Here is an 18,434-nt window from a genome sequence, read left to right as displayed (position 1 = left end):
GTAACCAGGAATCGAGAGTCCATGTTCACGGCGCGGTGCCCACGGACGATAGTGTTGGCAAAGTCGCCCTTTCGAGATCATCGGCATCCATCATTCCGATGACGAATCGCCATCGCCTCCGCGCGTCGAATGGCTATATCTGTCAGAACACGCAGAACGCGGACAGCTTCCGAAAAGCAATAATCGGCAGCGCAGGAACTGGAGGAAAAGACGATGACCGCGCCAGACGATTTACAGCAGGCACTGTTTCTCAGGCTGAAAAGCGATGCATCGCTGTCGGCCTTGCTGGGCGGCGCCGGACTGCTCGAACGGCCAACCGACAATGCCGCTTTTCCGTACGTGACCTGCGGCCAGACCTCCGCTTTTGACTGGGATACGGGCACCGAGAACACTGATGATCAGTTGATTACGCTGCATGTCTGGTCGAAAGCCCATGGCGATGCCGAAGCGCTAGCCATCATGGCCGCCATCCAGGCGCGCCTTGCCGACGCAGCATTGGTGATTGGCCCTCGCGGCCAGACACGACTGTCGCTGGAATTTGCCGAAGCCCGCCATGACGAGGATCTGCTCGTGCATCACGGGCTGCTGCGTTTTCGCGCGATAACGCAGGAAAATGCCTGATGCGCTTTCAATATGGTCAAAACCGAGTCTAGACTGGACTTTCGCGGGATTTCACCTGTTCGAGGCGGTGAAATTCCAGGTTGATTGTCTCGCGTTGCAGGGGTGTGGCGAGGATGTTTTCAGCGGCGTTCACCGTTCATTTCACGTTCAGCACCGATGCGTTACAACGCCGGTCATGAAAACGCTTCGCTCCCCCCTCCGAACCGCGACACTGGCGCTTTGTGCTGCCGGACTGTTCGCGTCGCAGGCGATGGCGATACCGGTCATCGCGCCGCCCGACCTGGCCAGCCCGATCGTACTGGCTGCGTCCGATTGCTACGCCATCGGCCAGCAGGTGGCCGAGCAGAATGGCGGAACGCTGGCCAAGGCCTCGCAATCGACGCGCGGCGGTCAGCCTGTCTGTGTCATCGTCGTGCTCGTTCCGGGCAAGGACGGACAACGTCCGCGCCGTTCCGAAATCGTCGTTCCGCTGAACTGATCCAATCAACCTTAGGCTACGTTTCCCAGGCCGCCGGAATCGGCCTATATCTGCCCCCAGTCTTCAATCTGACCAAGCTCTTCAATCTGACAAAGCTCTTCAACAGGTATCGAACTCCGCATGCGTGTACTCGTCGTCGAAGATGACAAGGATCTCAATCGGCAGATATCGGATGCGCTGGTCGATGCCGGCTATGTCGTCGACCGCGCCTTCGACGGCGAGGAAGGCCATTTCCTTGGCGACACAGAGCCTTATGACGCGGTCGTGCTCGATATCGGCCTGCCGCAGATGGACGGCATCAGCGTGGTCGAGCGCTGGCGGCGCGGCGGCCGCAAGATGCCGGTGCTGATCCTGACGGCGCGCGACCGCTGGAGCGACAAGGTCTCCGGCATCGATGCCGGCGCCGATGACTACGTCACCAAGCCGTTCCACATCGAGGAGGTTCTGGCGAGGCTGCGGGCCCTGATCCGGCGGGCTGCCGGCCATGCCTCGTCCGAACTGACCTGCGGGCCGCTGCGTCTCGACACCAAGGCCTCCAAGGCCGATGTCGACGGCGTGCCGCTGAAACTGACGTCGCACGAATTCCGTCTGCTTGCCTATCTGATGCACCATATGGGCGAGGTCGTCTCGCGGACCGAACTGGTCGAGCACCTCTACGATCAGGATTTCGACCGTGATTCCAACACCATCGAGGTGTTTGTCGGGCGGCTGCGCAAGAAGATGGGCATCGACATGATCGAAACCGTGCGCGGCATGGGCTACCGCATGCGTGAGCCGGAGGCGTAACTCGGAACCGCTCAAACCAACCGCAAGGACGCCGCTTTCGCTGCGTTTGTGGCCGCGTTCGCTGACGTTCCGCGTCATCGCCTTTTCCACGGTCTGGGCGATCGTGACGCTCGTTGTCATCTTCACCTTGATCACCACCCTATACCGCCAGGCCAGCGAGCGCGGCTTCGACAGCCTGCTTTCGGCGCATCTGTTCAACCTGATCGGGTCGATCGGCATCTCCGACAGCGGGGCGCTGACTGGCGCGCCAGACCTCGGCGACCTTCGGTTCTCGGAGCCGAATTCGGGCTGGTACTGGTCGGTCGAGCCCGCTTCGGAGGGCGTGCATGGCGATCTCCACTCGTCGTCGATGACCACGACGATCCCATCACCGAGCGTTGCCGAGGTGCCGTTCAATGCCAGCTTTCAGCGCAGCTACGCAGCCGAAGGCATCGACGGCGAGCAACTCGAAGTTTTCGAGAGCGAATTCGTTCTCGACGCCAAGAACCGGGCCGCGCGTTTCCGCGTCATGGGCAACCAGAGCGAACTCGAACAGGAAATCGCTACCTTCCAGCGCCGCCTGGTGACCTATCTCAGCCTGTTCGGCGTCGGCATGATCGCCATCAACGCGATCGCCATCCTGCTCGGCCTGCAGCCGCTGCGCCGGGTCAGGAACGCGCTCGCTATGGTGCGCGAGGGCACCGCGCAGAGGCTCGACGGCCGCTTCCCGGCCGAGATCGAACCGCTTGCCAACGAAACCAATGCGTTGATCGAAAACAACAGGCGCATCGTCGAGCGGTCGCGAACACAGGTCGGCAATCTCGCCCATTCGCTGAAGACGCCGCTGGCGGTACTGCTCAACGAGGGCCGCGCGCTCGGCGGTGCCAAGGGGCAGCTGATCGCCGAACAGGCCGCTTCCATGCAGAAGCAGGTCGAACACTATCTCCAGCGCGCCCGCGTCGCGGCGCAACGCGACAGCGTCGTCTATCGCACGCCGGTGACGCCGCTGGTGCAGCGCATGGTGCGGGTTCTGCAGAAGCTCAATCCGCAGACAAATCTGTCGCTGTCGCTGCCGGCGGCCGAAATCGTCTTCGCCGGCGAGCGCGAGGATCTTGAGGAATTGCTGGGCAATCTCCTTGAAAACGCGATGAAATGGGCAAAGAGCGCGGTGCAGGTTTCGGTCGTGCCCTTGACCGGCAAGGACGACCCGGCCGGCCTGTTCGAGATCAGCATAGAGGATGACGGTCCGGGCATTCCCGAGGACAAGGCGCGCGAGGCGCTGAAGCGAGGACGGCGTCTGGACGAGACAAAGCCCGGAACAGGTCTGGGGCTGGCCATTGTCGCAGACCTTGTCAACGAGTATGGAGGCGTTCTGGCGCTCGAACGGTCCGGTATGGGCGGATTGAAGGCGGTGGTGCGATTGCGGAGCCTTCAGTGATGTTCACCAGGGCCAATCGACATAGAGGGACGGGAGATGTTATTGGCGGCATGTCGATTGGTCTCGCAGCTGCCAACGGCCAAATTTCCGACAAATATCAATACTATGGCCACGCCAACTTCTCCGATGACGCGGCCCCCGGCGCATCCATGGCAGGCTCCCACTCACGAAAATCGGTTGTTGGCATGAAGATTCGCGTCGCTCTCGTTTCCGCATTGCTGGCCGTTTCCGGCTGCACCACCTTGAGCGGCAAGGGTCCAGCCATAGCAGTGACACCGGCCTCGACACCTCCTTCCAGCGGCAAGGTGACCACGACGATCATTTCGGCGATGGGCGGCGGCCTCATCAGCGGGACGATCGGCAACGGCCTCAGCGAGACCGAGAAGCGCAGCGCGCTCGAGGCTGAATACAAGGCGCTGGAATATACGACCAGCGGCCAGAAGGTGACGTGGAAAGGCGCTCAGGCTTCGCGCTACGGCGAGGTGGTTCCGGCCCAGCCGTACCGTGTCGGTTCGCAGGACTGCCGCCAGTACACGCAGACGGTATTTTCCGCCGGCGCCGGGGTCACGGCGCGTGGAACCGCTTGCCGCAACGCCGATGGCAGCTGGACGCCGCTGACCTGACGACCGTCTGCCGATGATTGGCGGCTGGCGTCGTCAAAGCGTCGCAGCATGCATCTGTTGGCACGGCAGAGCTCTGCCGGTATTGGAAGAACCATGCTGTTCTGGGTCATAGCCGCCATTCTCACGCTGGGTGCAAGCCTGGCGGTGCTGCTGCCGCTGGCCGCCAGCGCCAAGGGCGCGTCGTCGAGCGGCGAACATGATCTCGAAGTCTATCGGGACCAATTGTCCGAGCTTGACCGCGACGCCGCGCGTGGCTTGATCCAGCCGGCCGAAGCCGCCGAGGCCCGCGCCGAGATCGCTCGCCGCATCCTTCGCCTTGACAATGCGGGTACCGCCGGCGGCGCAAGCCCTGGCCGAGCGTCGATCACGGCAAGGCTGGTGGCAACCGTAGCCGTGCTGGCGGTGCCGCTGGTCAGTTGGGGGCTCTATGTCAAGCTTGGCTCTCCTGACCTGCCGTCGCAACCGCTCAGCGAGCGGTTGGCCAAGAATCCCGCCGACAGTTCGGTCGACGAACTGGTGGCGCGGGCCGAAGCCCATCTGGCCGCCAATCCCACTGACGGCAGGGGCTGGGACGTGCTCGCACCGGTCTATCTGCGCATGCAGCGCTTTTCCGACGCGGCGGGAGCCTATCGCAACGCCATCCGGCTCGATGGCGACAGCGCCGTTCGCCAGGCCGGTCTCGGCGAGGCGATCGCCAGCGCGGCAGGCGGCATTGTCTCGGCCGATGCCCAGGATGCTTTCGAGGCAGCCCTGAAGCTCGATCCGGCCAATGCGAAGGCGAGTTTCTACCTGGCCATGGCGTTGGCGCAGGAGGGCCGCGCCAAGGAAGCGACCACGGCATGGCAGGCGATGCTGGGCAGATTGCCGCCGGACTCGCCATGGCGCGGTGCCGTCGAGCAGGCGCTCGCCAAATCCGGCAGCTCCGACGTCGCTTCCGGCGCCACCAACGGTCCCGATGCCGGCGATTTCGACGCCGCATCCTCGATGTCGCCGCAGGATCGGGAGACCATGATCAACACGATGGTCGCCGGCCTCGACGACAAACTGCGGCAAAATCCGCGCGATCCGGAAGGATGGATGCGGCTCGTTCGTTCCTATGTCGTGCTCGGCAAGGCCGATCAGGCGCGTGAGGCGCTCGGTCGCGCCATTGCCGTCTTTGGAGCCGACAGTGACCAGGCGAAGAAATTCACCGCCTTTGCCGCCTCGCTTGGCCTGACGGCGACGGAGTAGAACAAGACATGACGCGCAAGCAGAAACGACTGTCGGTGATCATGGGCGGCCTAGTCTTCCTGGGTGCCGCGACCGGGCTGACTTTTTACGCGCTTGGCCAGAAGGCCTCCTATTTCTACATGCCGGCCGATCTCACCACCGCAAGCGTCCAGCCTGGCCAGCGCATCCGGTTGGGTGGATTGGTCGAAAAAGGCACGATCCAGCGCGGGCAGGGGGCCACGGTCGGCTTTTCGGTCACCGACACGCACAAATCGGTCAAGGTCACCTACACCGGAATCCTGCCCGACCTTTTCCGCGAAGAGCAGGGCGTCATCACCGAGGGTACTTTCGGCCCGGACGGGGTTTTTGTTGCCGATAGCGTGCTGGCCAAGCATGATGAGCGCTACATGCCCAAGGAGGTTGCGGATGGCCTCAAGGCCAAGGGCGTCTGGCAGGAGACCAAGAGTGAATAGCTCCGGCAGGAGAGCGACAATGGATCACGGGCATGGTTGAAACCGGACATTTCGCCCTCGTCCTGGCGTTTGCGCTTTCGCTGGTGCAGACGGTGGTGCCGCTGTTTGGCGCGCGCCTGAACAACCAGCGCCTCATGGCCGTCGGCGGTCCGGTCGCGGTGACCGGCTTTGCCCTGACGGCGCTGTCTTTCGCAGCGTTGGCGAGTGCCTATGCAAGCTCCGATTTCTCGGTGGCAAGCGTGTGGGAAAACTCGCATTCCTTGCAGCCGTTGATCTACAAGATCACCGGTACCTGGGGCAATCATGAAGGCTCGATGCTGCTTTGGGTGTTGATCCTGACCTTCTTCGGCGCGCTCGTCGCCGCTTTCGGCTCCAACCTGCCGGCGACGCTGCGCGCCAATGTGCTTGCGGTGCAAGGCGCCATCGGCGCCGCCTTCTTCCTGTTCATCCTGGCGACGTCCAATCCGTTCATCCGGCTCAATCCGGCGCCGATCGAAGGCCGCGATCTCAACCCGATCCTGCAGGATCTCGGCCTCGCCATACACCCGCCGTTCCTCTATCTCGGCTATGTCGGCTTCTCGATCTGTTTTTCCTTCTCGGTCGCCGCTCTCATCGAAGGCCGCATCGACGCGTCCTGGGCGCGCTGGGTGCGGCCGTGGACGCTGGTCGCCTGGATGTTCCTGACCGGCGGCATCGCCATGGGATCGTACTGGGCCTACTATGAACTTGGCTGGGGCGGTTTCTGGTTCTGGGATCCGGTCGAGAACGCCTCCTTCATGCCGTGGCTGGCGGGCACAGCGCTGCTGCATTCGGCCATCGTCATGGAGAAGCGCTCGGCGCTGAAGATCTGGACGCTGCTGCTCGCCATCCTGACCTTTTCGCTGTCGCTGCTCGGCACCTTCCTCGTGCGTTCAGGCGTGCTGACCTCGGTGCACGCCTTTGCCACCGATCCGACGCGCGGCGTGTTTATCCTGTGCATACTGACGCTGTTTATCGGCGGCTCGCTGGCGCTGTTTGCGCTGCGCGCTTCCCGGCTGACGACCGGCGGCCTGTTCCAGCCGATTTCCCGAGAAGGGGCGCTGGTCCTCAACAATCTGTTCCTGACGACGGCGACGGCGACCGTCCTCGTCGGCACACTCTATCCGCTCGCCGTCGAAGCCTTTTCAGCCGACAAGATCTCGGTCGGCGCGCCGTTCTTCAATCTCACCTTCGGACCGCTGATGGTACCGTTGCTGCTCGTGGTTCCGTTCGGGCCGTTGCTGGCTTGGAAGCGCGGCGATGTCTTCGCCGTCGCGCAGCGCCTTATGGTGGCCTTTGCAGCGGCGCTGCTGGCGACGCTGGTCACCGCTTTGTTCATCGACGGCGCCTCGGTGTTCGCAGCCCTGGGCGTTGGCCTTGCCGTCTGGCTGATCCTTGGCGCGCTCACCGATCTCGCCGTCAAATCGGGGGTCGGCAATGTCGCCGCCGGGATCATGGTCAGGCGCTTGCTCGGCCTGCCGCGCTCGGTCTTCGGCACTGCCTTCGCTCACCTTGGCCTCGGCCTGACCACGCTCGGCATCGTCGGCACACTTTGCTTCGGCACCGAGAAGATCCTGTCGATGCATGCCGGTGAGACCGTCGAACTGTCCGGCCATACGCTGCGTTTCGTCGGGCTTTATCCGGCCCAGGGACCGAATTACAGCGAGGATCTCGGCCGCTTCGAACTGATCGGCGTCAGCGGCAGCCCTGTTGGCGAAATCAGCTCCGCCAAACGGTTTTATCCGGTGCGGCAGATGACGACGACGGAATCGGGCATCAGGACGATTGGTTTCTCGCAGCTCTACATCTCGCTCGGCGACGAGGGCAATGACGGTTCCGTCGTCGTGCGTTTGTGGTGGAAGCCGCTGGTGACGTTGATCTGGGGCGGCGGCCTGATGATGATGGCGGGCGCGGCGATGTCACTGATGGACCGGCGCCTGCGCGTCGGCGCGCCGTCGCGGCGGCGCAAGCAGGCGAGCGCGGTGCCATCCGCGACCCTGCCATGAACGCGCGGCTTTCTCTGACCTCCATCGTCCTGCTGCTGGCGCTGTTCTTTGCCGGCACGGCCTTGGCGGTGAAGCCTGACGAGGTGCTGCCTGATCCGACGCTGGAGGCGCGGGCGCGGGCGCTGTCGGAAGGCTTGCGCTGCATGGTCTGCCAGAACCAGTCGATCGACGAATCCGATGCCGACCTTGCCCGCGACCTGCGCGTCCTTGTGCGTCAGCGCCTCGTCGCCGGCGACACCGACCAGCAGGTCATGGACTACGTGGTTTCGCGATATGGCGAGTTCGTGCTGCTGAAGCCGCGATTCGACCTGCGCAATGCGTTGCTATGGGGCACGCCCGTCCTGCTGTTGCTGGTGGGAGGTGTTTTCATCGTGCTGACCGCGCGGTCGCGCCGCGTGCTGGCAACAAAATCCCTGTCCGCCGAAGAACAGGCATCGTTGGACGCCATATTGCGCCGCGACTGACGTCCGCCGTCACCCGCAAACATTACCAAAGTTTCATGTGTCGGAAATGGCGCTGTAATGTGTGCCGCTCTAATTCTCCTTTCCGAGGATGCCGACCAAGCAGCGTCCGTTGAAAGAGGATAAGAGATCCATGAATATTGCCCCCAATTCATATTCCGTCACCCGCAAGCGTCTCATGGCTGCCGTCGCATCTGTCGCCGTGGCCGGTGCGATCGGGGTTGGCGCGCTGACCAGCGGAACCAGCCCTGTTCTGGCCGATGCCGTGCGCGTCGAGGCGCCGCAGGTGCCGGGCTTCGCCGATGTGGTCGAGCGCGTTTCTCCCGCCGTTGTCAGTGTCAAGGTCAAGGCCAAGATCAGCCCGGCCGCCGATGATGGCTCCGACCCGTCCGACGACCAGGATGGCATGAACAACCTGCCCAACAATCCACAGCTGCGCCGCTTCTTCAAGGAATTCCGTGGCTTTGGTGACCAGGACGGCCAGGGTGGCGGCAACAGGCGCTTCAGCCACCGCGACCGCAACAACGACCAGCCGCGGCCGGTTGCCCAGGGCTCGGGCTTCTTCATCTCGGATGACGGCTATCTCGTCACCAACAATCACGTTGTTTCGGAAGGCTCGGCCTTCACCGTGGTGATGCATGACGGCAAGGAACTCGACGCCAAGCTGGTCGGCACCGACCCGCGCACCGATCTCGCCGTGCTCAAGGTCGACGGCGTCGGCAAGTTTACCTATGTCGACTTCGCCGATGACTCCAAGGTTCGCGTCGGCGACTGGGTGGTGGCCGTCGGCAATCCGTTCGGCCTTGGTGGAACCGTCACCGCCGGCATCGTCTCCGCCCGCGGCCGTGACATCGGCGCTGGCCCTTATGACGACTTCATCCAGATCGACGCATCGGTCAACCGCGGCAATTCTGGCGGTCCGACCTTCAACCTCAACGGCCAGGTCGTCGGCATCAACACCGCGATCTTCTCGCCGTCCGGCGGCAGCGTCGGCATCGCCTTCGACATTCCCGCTTCGACCGCCAAGCAGGTCGTTCAGGACCTGATGAAGAGCGGTTCCGTGCAGCGCGGCTGGCTCGGTGTGGAAATCCAGCCGGTCACCTCCGACATCGCTGAGTCGCTTGGTCTGAAGTCCAACAACGGCGCACTGGTTTCCAGTGCCCAGGACGATGGTCCCGGCAAGAAGGCGGGCATCACGGCCGGTGACGTGATCACCCAGGTCGACGGCAAGGATGTCGCTTCGCCGAAGGAATTGGCCCGGCTGATCGGCGCCTATTCGCCTGGCAAGTCGGTCGACGTCAACGTGTGGCGCGACGGCAAGAGCCAGACGGTCAAGGTCGATCTCGGCAAACTGCCCTCGAGCGACAAGCAAGCCTCTGTCGACCAGCAGCAGCCCGCCGCCCCGGCCAAGCCCGACACGCTGGCCGATCTCGGCCTGACCGTTACCAAATCTGAAAACGGCAAGGGACTGGTGGTGACCGATGTCGATCCCGACAGCGATGCCGCCGATCGCGGTATCCAGCCGGGCGACGTCATTACATCGGTCAATTCGACCGAAGTGAACGGCACCGACGACGTCACCAAGGCGATGACCGATGCAGTCAAATCCGGCCGCAAGGCAGTGCTGATGCAGATCACCCGCGACGACACCAATCGTTTCGTCGCGCTGCCCGTCGCCAAGGGTTGAGGTTGGCCCCGGAGCGATCTCTCGGCCTTTCCAAGTGGGTGAGGGCGTTCCGGCGGCAGGTTGGACTTTTCCAGTGCGGCAGTTTCAACACCCCCGAGCCGCCGTACGGGAAAGCATGGAGAAGCGCGCGTTAGTCAGTCATCGCGCCTTCCCCCGGCGGCAGCGGGCTTCCCATCGTCCGCTGCCGCATACTTTCAAAAGCGCTTCCGCGATCCGACGCAAAATGACATCGGCAGCGAGCAGCTTTATCGCGTACGGCTTCGGGCAATCTTGATCGCGGTGCGCTTTGGCAAAGGCCACAATGCAGATGTCTGCCACTCAACCTTCCGGCGAAATCGCGTATAACAGCCCTATGAAGATTCTCGTCATAGAAGACGATCGCGAGGCTGCGGATTATTTGCAGAAAGCCTTTGCCGAGGCCGGTCACACTGCTCATGTCGCCGGTGACGGCGAAACCGGCTTTGCGCTCGCCGACGCGGGCGACTACGACGTGATGGTGATCGACCGGATGATGCCGCGTCGCGACGGCCTGTCGGTCATTGCCGGTCTCCGGTCCAGGGGCAACACAACGCCGGTGCTGATCCTGTCGGCGCTCGGCGAGGTCGATGATAGGGTCACGGGTCTGCGCGCCGGCGGCGACGATTACCTGACAAAGCCCTATGCCTTCTCCGAGCTTCTCGCCCGCGTCGAGGTGCTGAACCGGCGCGCCAGCGCCAAGGAAGCCGAAACCGTCTACCGCGTCGGCGATCTCGAACTCGACAGGCTGTCGCATTCGGTCCGCCGTGCGTCACGCGAGATAACGCTGCAGCCGCGTGAATTCCGCTTGCTCGAATATCTGATGCGGCATGCCGGCCAGGCGGTGACGCGCACCATGCTGCTGGAAAATGTCTGGGACTATCATTTCGATCCGCAGACCAATGTCATTGACGTCCATGTCTCCCGGCTGCGCGGCAAGATCGAGAAGGGCTTCGACAAGCCCATCCTGCATACGGTTCGCGGCGCCGGCTATATGCTGAAGAGCGGCTAGCTGCGGCATGGCTCTTTCCGTGCCAGCCATCATGAAGACGACGGCAGCGCGGCTTTCGGCGCTCTACCTCCTGCTCTTCGCGCTCTGCGCGGTGGCGCTCGTCTTCTACATGACCTCGTTGTCGGCGCGGATGCTGACCGGGCAGACACAGGACACCATCAATGACGAGGTGCTCGGTCTGGCTCGCGCCTATCAACGCGGCGGTCTGCCGGTGTTGGTCCGTGTAGTCGAGGCCCGCTCGCGCCAGCCCGGCGCCAACCTCTATCTGATCGCCGACGCCAACGGCCAGATCCTGACCGGCAATGTGCAGAGCCTGGAGCCGGGCGTTCTCGAAACCGAAGGCTGGACCAGCAGTCCGTTCTCTTATCAGCGTTTTGGCGAGGGAGAGCTCGAGCGCCTGCGCAACCTTCCCGCCGAGCAGGGTACCACCACCCAATCCGAGCAGAACGATGCGCAGGCGCAGGGCGAAAAGGGCCACAACGCCATTGCGCTGGTGCTGCGGCTGCCGAACCAGATGATCATGCTGGTCGGCCGCGACCTTGGCGAGCCGGAGCGGTTTCGTGCGGTCATCCGCCGTGCGCTGATGCTGGCGCTCGGCATGATGGGGCTGGGCGGATTGCTGATCTGGTTTTTTGTCGGCCGCGCCGCGCTGAAGCGCATCGACAGCGTGTCGGAAGCCAGCCGTCGCATCATGGGCGGCGATCTGTCGGGCAGGCTGCCGGTGACGGGGGTTGGCGATGAGTTCGACCGGCTCTCCGAAAATCTCAATGCCATGCTGGCCAGGATCGCCACGCTCAATGAAGGCTTGAAGCAGGTTTCCGACAACATCGCGCATGATCTGAAGACGCCGCTGACCCGGCTCCGCAACCGGGCCGAAGCGACGCTTTCGGGCAAGCAAAAGCCCACCGACTACCGGCAGGCGTTGGAAGGCACTATTGCCGAGTCGGACCAGCTGATAAAAACGTTTAACGCCATCCTGATGATCTCCCGGCTGGAGGCTGGCTACTCCTCGGAGAACACCAACCGCGTCGATCTGGCGGAGGCCGTGCGCGACGTTGTCGAGCTTTACGAGCCGGTGGCGGAAGAGGCAGGCGTGTCGCTGGAAGCAGACGCGCTCGACGCGGTGTCCGTCAACGGCAACCGCGAACTGATCGGTCAGGCGCTGTCGAACATCGTCGACAACGCCATCAAATATTCGACCGGCGCCAATGCCCAGCCGGCGGTGCGCGTCACGCTCGAGCGAGCCGGTACGGACGTTCGCCTGTCTGTTGCCGACAATGGACACGGCATTCCCGACGATGGCGACCGGGCGCGAGCCACGGAACGTTTCGTGCGGCTGGAGAAGAGCCGTTCGCAGCCGGGTTCCGGTCTTGGCCTCAGCCTCGCCAAGGCGGTCATGACGTTCCACAATGGCCGGCTTGAACTCTTGCCTGGCAATCCCGGATTATCCGTGGTCATGAGTTTCCCAGCACGGGAGGATCACTGATGAGCACGGCTGCGAGGGCGAAAGATTGGCTGCTGAAGCCGGCGACCAGCCTGGCTCCGCTGGACGAAGACCGTGCGCGGCTGGAACTGGCCGAGATCGCTTCCGCGGCGCGCGAAGAAGGACTGACGCGGCTGGCCAAGTTCCTGGCCGGCAAGGGGGAGGGCCAGGATTTCCTTGCCGCCGTCTTCGATCTGTCGCCGTTCCTGCGCGATACCGCACGTCGCCGGCCGCAAATCCTGGACGGGCTGTTCGAGCAGACGATCGAGGCTCGGCTGAAGGTGATCGGCGCCGCCATCGACCAGGTGCATCTAGCCGAAGCAGTCTCGGAATCCGGCTTGATGATGGAGCTGCGCCAGTGGAAGGCGGAGGCGCATTTCCTCATCGCGCTGGCCGATCTTGCCGGCGAGGCCGAAACGGCGCTGACGGTCCGGCGATTGAGCGATCTTGCAGACGCCTGCACCCGTGCGGCCGTCGACTTCCTACTGCGTGACGCGCATGGCCAGGGCAAACTCAAACTGCCGGATGTCGGCAATCCGTCGAAACAGTCGGGCTGGATCCTGCTCGGCATGGGCAAGCTCGGCGCGCATGAGCTGAATTTTTCCTCCGACATCGATCTGGTGGTTTTCTTCGATCCGGAAGCGCCCGCCGTCGTCGATCCGCTCGATGCCACCGAGTTGTTTTCGAGGCTGACGCGCCGCCTGGTGCGCATCCTGCAGGACCGCACCGAACACGGTTATGTCTTCCGCACCGATCTGAGACTGCGCCCAGACCCCGGTTCGACACCGCTGGCGATCCCGGTCGAGGCGGCACTGCGCTACTATGAGGCACGCGGCCAGAACTGGGAGCGCGCCGCGATGATCAAGGCACGCCCGGTGGCAGGCGATCTGGCCGCGGGTGCGGCCTTCCTCAAGGAGTTGCAGCCCTATATCTGGCGCAAATACATGGACTACGCGGCGATTGCCGACGTCCATTCGATCAAGCGCCAGATCCACGCCCACAAGGGCCATGGCGAGATTGCGGTCAAAGGCCACAACGTCAAGCTTGGCCGCGGCGGCATTCGAGAGATCGAGTTCTTCGTCCAGACCCAGCAGCTCATCGCCGGCGGACGCTTCCCTGAACTGCGTGGCCGCGAGACCGTGCCGATGCTCGGCGAGCTTGCGACCCGCGGCTGGATCACCGCCGAGGCGCGCGATGCGCTTGCCCGCCAGTACTGGTTCCTGCGCCGCGTCGAACATGCCGTGCAGATGGTTGCCGACGAGCAGACGCACACGCTGCCGGAAGATGATGAAGGCTTGGAGCGTATCGCACGCATGCTCGGCTTTGCCGATGCTTCTGCCTTTTCTCAAGCGTTCCGTGCCTCGCTGCAGCAGGTCGAACGTCACTACGCGGCACTGTTCGAAACAGCACCCGAACTGTCGACCGGCATCGGCAACCTGGTCTTCACCGGCGATGTGGACGATCCCGATACGCTGCAGACCTTGCACGGGCTCGGCTTTCAGCGGCCAAGCGACATCTGCCGCGTCATCCGTGGCTGGCATTTCGGCCGCTATCGCCTCACCCAGTCGGCGGAGGCACGCGAGCGGCTGACGGAACTGACGCCGGCGCTGCTGCGCGCCTTCGGCCAGACGCGCCGGGCCGACGAAGCTCTGATGCGCTTCGACGAGTTTCTCGCCGGCCTGCCGGCTGGCATCCAGCTGTTCTCCCTGCTGCAGTCCAATCCTGCCCTGCTGAAGCTTCTGGCGACGATCATGGGGGCCGCCCCCCGGCTGGCGGCGATCATCACCCGCAGGCCGCATGTCTTCGATGGTTTGCTCGACCCGGCCTTGCTCACCGAACTACCGGACCGCGCCTATCTGTCGGCGCGGCTTTCCGCCTTCGTCGAGGGCGACCGGCTTTACGAGGATGTGCTCGACCGGCTGCGCATTTTTGCCTCCGAGCAGAAATTCCTGATCGGTGTCCGGCTGCTCGCCGGCTCGATCGATCCGGCGCGGGCCGGCCGCGCCTTTTCCGATCTGGCGGATCTCACCATCGAGGCTGCGTTGCAGGCGGTGACGGCCGAATTCGCGGCCCGCCACGGCACCATTGCCGGCGGCGTGGTTGCGCTGCTCGGTATGGGCAAGCTCGGCAGCCGCGAGCTGACCGCCGGATCGGATGTCGACCTGATCCTGCTCTACGACCACGCGTCGGATGCCGAAGAGTCCGATGGCGACAAGCCGCTGGCACCTTCGCATTACTACACCCGCATGACGCAAAGGCTGATCGCGGCGGTGTCCGCGCCGACGGCGGAGGGGGTGCTCTACGAACTCGACCTGCGCCTGCGGCCGTCCGGCAACAAGGGACCGGTGGCCACCCATATCGATGCCTTCAAGAAATACCAGCGCCAGGAAGCCTGGACCTGGGAACACATGGCGCTGGTCCGCGCCCGCGCCATTGCTGGCGACGCCAGCCTGTGCGGCGAGGTTGAAGCGGAAGTAGCGGCTGTACTTGGCCAGCCGCGCGATGCTGCAAAGGTGATGGCCGAGGCTGCGGACATGCGGGCTATGATCCAGAAGGAAAAGCCGCCGCGCGATCTCTGGGACATCAAGCTTATTCCCGGAGGATTGATCGATCTGGAATTCATCGCCCAGGTGGCCGTCATTACCGGGCAGGTCGAGACCGGGCGCCGCGCCACCGGCACCGCCGAGATCCTGTCGCGCCTGGCACCGGGCTTCGCGGCTGCCGGGGTGAGGCAGGAGCTTGGCGACGCCTACGCGCTCTATCTTGCACTGACCCAGATGACGCGGCTGTGCCTCACCGGAGCCTTTGAGCGCGACGACGTTCCGCCGGGGCTTTCGGATCTGCTTCTGGCGGTGACCGACTTGCCGGATTTCGGTGTGCTGGAAGCACACCTCAAGGAGACATCGCAGAAGGTCAGGAAGGACTTCGACCTTTTGCTTCGTACGGGATGACCGTGAAGCGATCGTCCCCTGGAACCGAAGACGTTTCGTGCTCTTCCGGTCTCATGCAGCTACTCTGTTCGCCGAATCTGCTGGAGCGCCCGGCTCGCGTGAGACTGCAAAATCCGGTCGCGCAGATAGGCATAGAAACGCGGCGGCAGCATGCCATAGTCGAATCGGGACGGTTTGCTGCCCGCGATGGGCCTGAGATCGGGACCCGGCCAGAGGAAGTCATTGGTTTCGGTCACGACGATCCATGACGGCGTGTCATCGAGGCCGAGATGGGCTTTGAGTGGCGCAGGTATTTCTACTGCATCGGCAGGATCAGCCGGTGGCGAGTGTGTGACCGGAACGACCGTTATAACTTCACGGCCTTCCACGACCCGGCGCGCGGCGACAATGGCGCATGGTCGGTTTTTGCGACCTTCTTCGGCACCCTTTTCGTGTTCTCTCACCCAGAGGTAAGAATAGGAAATCACCAGACCCGGGATAGGTTTGGGCAGGCTCACGGTGTCCAGTCTTTAAGCATCGCATCGAGCCCGGCATATTCGCTCGGTACGGCGCTTTCGGCGATGGCGTTCAGCGTCTCATCGTCCAGTTCTTCCGCGTTACGGGCGACTCGTCCCTTGACCAACACCTCGAACATCGCCGCCGACAGGAGTACCGTGTGGGTCCGGCCATTCTTTGTGATTGCGACCGGCGCACGCTGGGCAGCGTCCTGAAAACGCCCGACATTCTGCTGGAATTCTGTTGAAGTCACCCGCATGACAATGCCTCTCATTTCTATCTAAAATAGATAAAATAGATAGTTTTGTCAAAGCATCTCACCTCGGGCCTGCGAGATGGGATCAAGCCTGGAATGGTGATGAAATCTTCAGGCTGCGGCTTTGATCGCCAGCACGGCCTTCTTCACCGGGATGCGCACCGACACGATCGTGCCGACTCCTTCGCTCGACCGGATCTTCAGCGCGCCGCCCTGGAGTTCGGCCAGCGAACGTGAGATGGCAAGACCAAGGCCGGACCCGGCATGGCTCTTGGAGAACTGGTTCTGCACCTGCTCGAAAGGCCGTCCGAGCTTGCCGAGCGCATCCTTGGGGATGCCGCAGCCATTGTCCTCGATCGTCAGCACCAACGCGCCGGATGTGTTGCGGGCCCTGACCGATATGTGGCCGCCCTGGCCGGTGAACTTCACCGCATTGGACAAAAGGTTGATGACGATCTGCTTGATCGCACGGCGATCGGCGACCAGCGTCAGCGCATCGGCAATGCGCGTTTCCACGGTGATGGCCTTTTGCGCCGCCTGCAGCGAAACGACGCGTACGGTTTCGCTGATGAGCGGGCCGAGGTCGATTTCTTCCCGGTCCAGCGAGAATTGGCCGGCCTCGATCTTGGACATGTCGAGAATATCGTTGATGACGCCCAGCAGATATTTGCCGCTGCTGTTGATGTCGGTGGCATATTCCTCGTAGCGCTCCGATCCGAGCGGGCCGAACAGCCCTTGTTCCATCAGTTCGGAGAAGCCGATGATCGCGTTCAGCGGCGTGCGCAACTCATGCGACATGTTGGCCAGGAATTCGGATTTGGCCCGGTTCGCCGCTTCGGCGCGTTCGGTTTCCTTCATGTATTTGCGGTTGAGGTCGACCAGTTCGCGCGAACGCTCCTCTTCGGCCCGCCGCGCCAGGCTAAGATCATGGATCGTCGCCATCAGCCGGCGCTCGCTGTCGACCAGCTTCTCCTGGTGCAGCTTGATCTGGGTGATGTCCGAGCCGACCGAGACGATGCCGCCGTCCCGGGTCTTCAGTTCGTTGACCTGCAGCCAGCGGCCGTCGGCCAGCTGCCGCTCGAAAGTGGCGCCGCCCTGCAGACCGCTGGTGTGGGCAAGCCGCCGTTCGGAAGCAAAGGCCAGCATGCGTTCTTCCAGCGCCGCGCGCGCGGTGCCCGGCATCACGTCGCGGTCCGAAAGCCCATTGTCCTGCTGGTATTTGGAATTGCACATGATCAGGCGCTGCGTCGAATCCCACAGCACGAAGGATTCGTTGATGTTCTCGATCGCCGTCCTGAGGCGAAGGTCGGCAGCCTCGGAACGCAGCGCCAGATGACGCTGTTCGGTGACGTCGACGGCAATGCCGATCAGCTGGATCTCCGGCGCTTCCGGATCGATGACCTGTGCCCGTGCGCGCATCCAGACCCATTGGCCGTCGGAATGCCGCATCCGGAACACCTGGTCGATATGATCGATCTCGCGTGCGACAATTCTGTTGGCGAGTTCGAACAGGTCACCGTCCTCGGGATGGATGATCTGATCGACCTCGCCGAAGGACAGCATCGTGTCGCAGGGCTTGTAGCCGAGCATGTCGTACATCGAGCGCGACCAGTACATCTTGCCGCGCACCATGTCCCAGTCCCACAGGCCGCAGCGGCCGCGCACCAGCGCCATATCGATGCGCTGATGCGCTTCGAGATAGATGCGGTCGGCCGCCTGCGCACGCGCGGCCTGACCGAAATAAGCGTAGAGGATGACGATCAGCACGCCGGCCGTCAGCACGAACAGGGTGACGTTCAGTGAAACGGTCTTGCGCCAGGCATCGAAAACCGCGTCCTGTGGCACCAGGGCCGCCGATGCGCCCTTTCCGCCATCCGCCAGGCTGACCGCCGCGTACCAATCCCGTCCGTCGATGTTGACGTCCATGACGCCGGCACGATCGCCGAACATGAACAAGGGCTGGCCGCCCTCGACGAGGCCGTCGAGTGAATGGCCCTGCCATGGCATGGAGCGCGGCGTCACCGCGACGATCTTGAAAGCGCTGTCGGTGATGACAAGCACATGGCTGCGGCCCATCGCGCCCTGACGGCTGGTGGTCTCCAGCAGGTCCTGTATGGCGCCGGGCACCGTTTCCGAGGTGGTGGCGAGCGAACTGGCCAATTGGCCCGCCGCCAGCGTCAGGATCGCCTTGGCATTGCGCTCGACATCGTCGCGCTCGTTCATCAGCGACAGCACGCGCAGCGCCGCGATGACGATCAGGAAGGTGATGATGAGGACGGGTATTGACCGGCGCAGCAGCGGCTCGGCGGCCAGAAGCCGTCGATAGGCCGGTTCGGCGATGAGCCGCGTATTCCCGGCAAGACCGTCGCCGCGCGTCTCACGACGCGCAAAAGCCGTCCCTCCGGGCGCGCCCCACGCGTCCGCCTTCGCCATAAATGGCACT

Annotated in this window: 16 protein-coding genes; 13 read left to right on the top strand and 3 right to left on the bottom strand. The window is 63.4% G+C overall.

All coding sequences use genetic code 11. The annotated features are described in order from the left end of the window. Window positions 1-213 precede the first annotated feature (213 nt). The 13 genes from EOB49_RS02600 to EOB49_RS02540 all read left to right on the top strand — a co-directional run bounded on the left by EOB49_RS02600 (window position 214) and on the right by EOB49_RS02540 (window position 15,240). Window positions 214-621, top strand: coding sequence for a DUF3168 domain-containing protein (locus EOB49_RS02600; RefSeq protein ID WP_127380059.1), 408 nt, complete (start codon window positions 214-216; stop codon window positions 619-621). A 175-nt stretch (window positions 622-796) separates the two neighbouring features. Then, window positions 797-1,099, top strand: a complete 303-nt coding sequence (locus EOB49_RS38755) for a hypothetical protein (protein ID WP_127380058.1) — start codon at window positions 797-799, stop codon at window positions 1,097-1,099. A 120-nt stretch (window positions 1,100-1,219) separates the two neighbouring features. Then, the gene (locus tag EOB49_RS02590) at window positions 1,220-1,885 is read left to right on the top strand and encodes a response regulator transcription factor (RefSeq protein WP_023812809.1); all 666 of its coding nucleotides are present in this window, start codon (window positions 1,220-1,222) and stop codon (window positions 1,883-1,885) included. Then, window positions 1,869-3,302 carry an ATP-binding protein gene (locus tag EOB49_RS02585; protein ID WP_127380057.1) on the top strand — a complete coding sequence of 478 codons (1,434 nt, stop codon included), beginning with the start codon at window positions 1,869-1,871 and terminating at the stop codon, window positions 3,300-3,302. Before EOB49_RS02590 ends, EOB49_RS02585 begins: the two co-directional genes overlap by 17 nt. Window positions 3,303-3,487: 185 nt before the next feature. Beyond that, a complete protein-coding gene (locus tag EOB49_RS02580; RefSeq protein ID WP_127269161.1) occupies window positions 3,488-3,925 on the top strand; it encodes a hypothetical protein in 438 nt (145 codons plus the stop codon). Between the two features lie 93 nt (window positions 3,926-4,018). After that, complete coding sequence (gene ccmI / locus EOB49_RS02575) at window positions 4,019-5,155, top strand: c-type cytochrome biogenesis protein CcmI (protein WP_127380056.1); 1,137 nt, start codon at window positions 4,019-4,021, stop codon at window positions 5,153-5,155. Window positions 5,156-5,163: 8 nt separating this feature from the next. After that, window positions 5,164-5,607, top strand: coding sequence for a cytochrome c maturation protein CcmE (gene ccmE / locus EOB49_RS02570; RefSeq protein WP_127380055.1), 444 nt, complete (start codon window positions 5,164-5,166; stop codon window positions 5,605-5,607). A 32-nt stretch (window positions 5,608-5,639) separates the two neighbouring features. Continuing rightward, window positions 5,640-7,631, top strand: a complete 1,992-nt coding sequence (locus EOB49_RS02565) for a heme lyase CcmF/NrfE family subunit (protein WP_127270960.1) — start codon at window positions 5,640-5,642, stop codon at window positions 7,629-7,631. Continuing rightward, complete coding sequence (locus EOB49_RS02560) at window positions 7,628-8,095, top strand: cytochrome c-type biogenesis protein (RefSeq protein ID WP_127380054.1); 468 nt, start codon at window positions 7,628-7,630, stop codon at window positions 8,093-8,095. Before EOB49_RS02565 ends, EOB49_RS02560 begins: the two co-directional genes overlap by 4 nt. A gap of 130 nt (window positions 8,096-8,225) precedes the next feature. Then, on the top strand, window positions 8,226-9,779 hold the full coding sequence (locus EOB49_RS02555; protein ID WP_127380053.1) for a Do family serine endopeptidase: 1,554 nt from the start codon (window positions 8,226-8,228) through the stop codon (window positions 9,777-9,779). Window positions 9,780-10,131: 352 nt separating this feature from the next. After that, window positions 10,132-10,806, top strand: coding sequence for a response regulator transcription factor (locus EOB49_RS02550; protein WP_164781566.1), 675 nt, complete (start codon window positions 10,132-10,134; stop codon window positions 10,804-10,806). 7 nt (window positions 10,807-10,813) lie between these two features. Beyond that, the gene (locus tag EOB49_RS02545; protein ID WP_127380051.1) at window positions 10,814-12,292 is read left to right on the top strand and encodes a HAMP domain-containing sensor histidine kinase; all 1,479 of its coding nucleotides are present in this window, start codon (window positions 10,814-10,816) and stop codon (window positions 12,290-12,292) included. Next, a complete protein-coding gene (locus EOB49_RS02540; RefSeq protein ID WP_127380050.1) occupies window positions 12,292-15,240 on the top strand; it encodes a bifunctional [glutamine synthetase] adenylyltransferase/[glutamine synthetase]-adenylyl-L-tyrosine phosphorylase in 2,949 nt (982 codons plus the stop codon). Before EOB49_RS02545 ends, EOB49_RS02540 begins: the two co-directional genes overlap by 1 nt. Before the next feature lie 59 nt (window positions 15,241-15,299). Here EOB49_RS02540 and EOB49_RS02535 read toward each other — a convergent pair whose 3' ends face one another. The 3 genes from EOB49_RS02535 to EOB49_RS02525 form a co-directional block, all read right to left on the bottom strand. Continuing rightward, complete coding sequence (locus EOB49_RS02535) at window positions 15,300-15,737, bottom strand: type II toxin-antitoxin system PemK/MazF family toxin (RefSeq protein ID WP_127327205.1); 438 nt, start codon at window positions 15,735-15,737, stop codon at window positions 15,300-15,302. Next, window positions 15,734-15,994, bottom strand: a complete 261-nt coding sequence (locus tag EOB49_RS02530; protein WP_023812822.1) for a type II toxin-antitoxin system prevent-host-death family antitoxin — start codon at window positions 15,992-15,994, stop codon at window positions 15,734-15,736. The genes EOB49_RS02535 and EOB49_RS02530 overlap by 4 nt, the downstream gene beginning before the upstream one ends. A gap of 108 nt (window positions 15,995-16,102) precedes the next feature. Continuing rightward, window positions 16,103-18,424 carry a PAS domain-containing sensor histidine kinase gene (locus EOB49_RS02525; protein WP_127380049.1) on the bottom strand — a complete coding sequence of 774 codons (2,322 nt, stop codon included), beginning with the start codon at window positions 18,422-18,424 and terminating at the stop codon, window positions 16,103-16,105. Between the last annotated feature and the right edge of the window lie 10 nt (window positions 18,425-18,434).

This window comes from Mesorhizobium sp. M7A.F.Ca.MR.148.00.0.0 (assembly GCF_003997735.1).
Lineage (GTDB): Bacteria > Pseudomonadota > Alphaproteobacteria > Rhizobiales > Rhizobiaceae > Mesorhizobium.
Note: the sequence above shows the minus strand (reverse complement) of the source record. Positions and strands in the feature narration are given on the sequence as shown.

What these genes read in the sequence shown, in the direction of transcription:
- EOB49_RS02600 (WP_127380059.1), top strand. Translation starts at nt 214, where the DNA reads ATGACCGCGCCAGACGATTTACAGCAGGCACTGTTTCTCAGGCTGAAA.
- EOB49_RS38755 (WP_127380058.1), top strand. Translation starts at nt 797, where the DNA reads ATGAAAACGCTTCGCTCCCCCCTCCGAACCGCGACACTGGCGCTTTGT.
- EOB49_RS02590 (WP_023812809.1), top strand. Translation starts at nt 1,220, where the DNA reads ATGCGTGTACTCGTCGTCGAAGATGACAAGGATCTCAATCGGCAGATA.
- EOB49_RS02580 (WP_127269161.1), top strand. Translation starts at nt 3,488, where the DNA reads ATGAAGATTCGCGTCGCTCTCGTTTCCGCATTGCTGGCCGTTTCCGGC.
- ccmI (WP_127380056.1), top strand. Translation starts at nt 4,019, where the DNA reads ATGCTGTTCTGGGTCATAGCCGCCATTCTCACGCTGGGTGCAAGCCTG.
- ccmE (WP_127380055.1), top strand. Translation starts at nt 5,164, where the DNA reads ATGACGCGCAAGCAGAAACGACTGTCGGTGATCATGGGCGGCCTAGTC.
- EOB49_RS02565 (WP_127270960.1), top strand. Translation starts at nt 5,640, where the DNA reads ATGGTTGAAACCGGACATTTCGCCCTCGTCCTGGCGTTTGCGCTTTCG.
- EOB49_RS02560 (WP_127380054.1), top strand. Translation starts at nt 7,628, where the DNA reads ATGAACGCGCGGCTTTCTCTGACCTCCATCGTCCTGCTGCTGGCGCTG.
- EOB49_RS02555 (WP_127380053.1), top strand. Translation starts at nt 8,226, where the DNA reads ATGAATATTGCCCCCAATTCATATTCCGTCACCCGCAAGCGTCTCATG.
- EOB49_RS02550 (WP_164781566.1), top strand. Translation starts at nt 10,132, where the DNA reads ATGAAGATTCTCGTCATAGAAGACGATCGCGAGGCTGCGGATTATTTG.
- EOB49_RS02545 (WP_127380051.1), top strand. Translation starts at nt 10,814, where the DNA reads ATGGCTCTTTCCGTGCCAGCCATCATGAAGACGACGGCAGCGCGGCTT.
- EOB49_RS02540 (WP_127380050.1), top strand. Translation starts at nt 12,292, where the DNA reads ATGAGCACGGCTGCGAGGGCGAAAGATTGGCTGCTGAAGCCGGCGACC.
- EOB49_RS02530 (WP_023812822.1), bottom strand. Translation starts at nt 15,994, where the DNA reads ATGCGGGTGACTTCAACAGAATTCCAGCAGAATGTCGGGCGTTTTCAG.
- EOB49_RS02525 (WP_127380049.1), bottom strand. Translation starts at nt 18,424, where the DNA reads ATGGCGAAGGCGGACGCGTGGGGCGCGCCCGGAGGGACGGCTTTTGCG.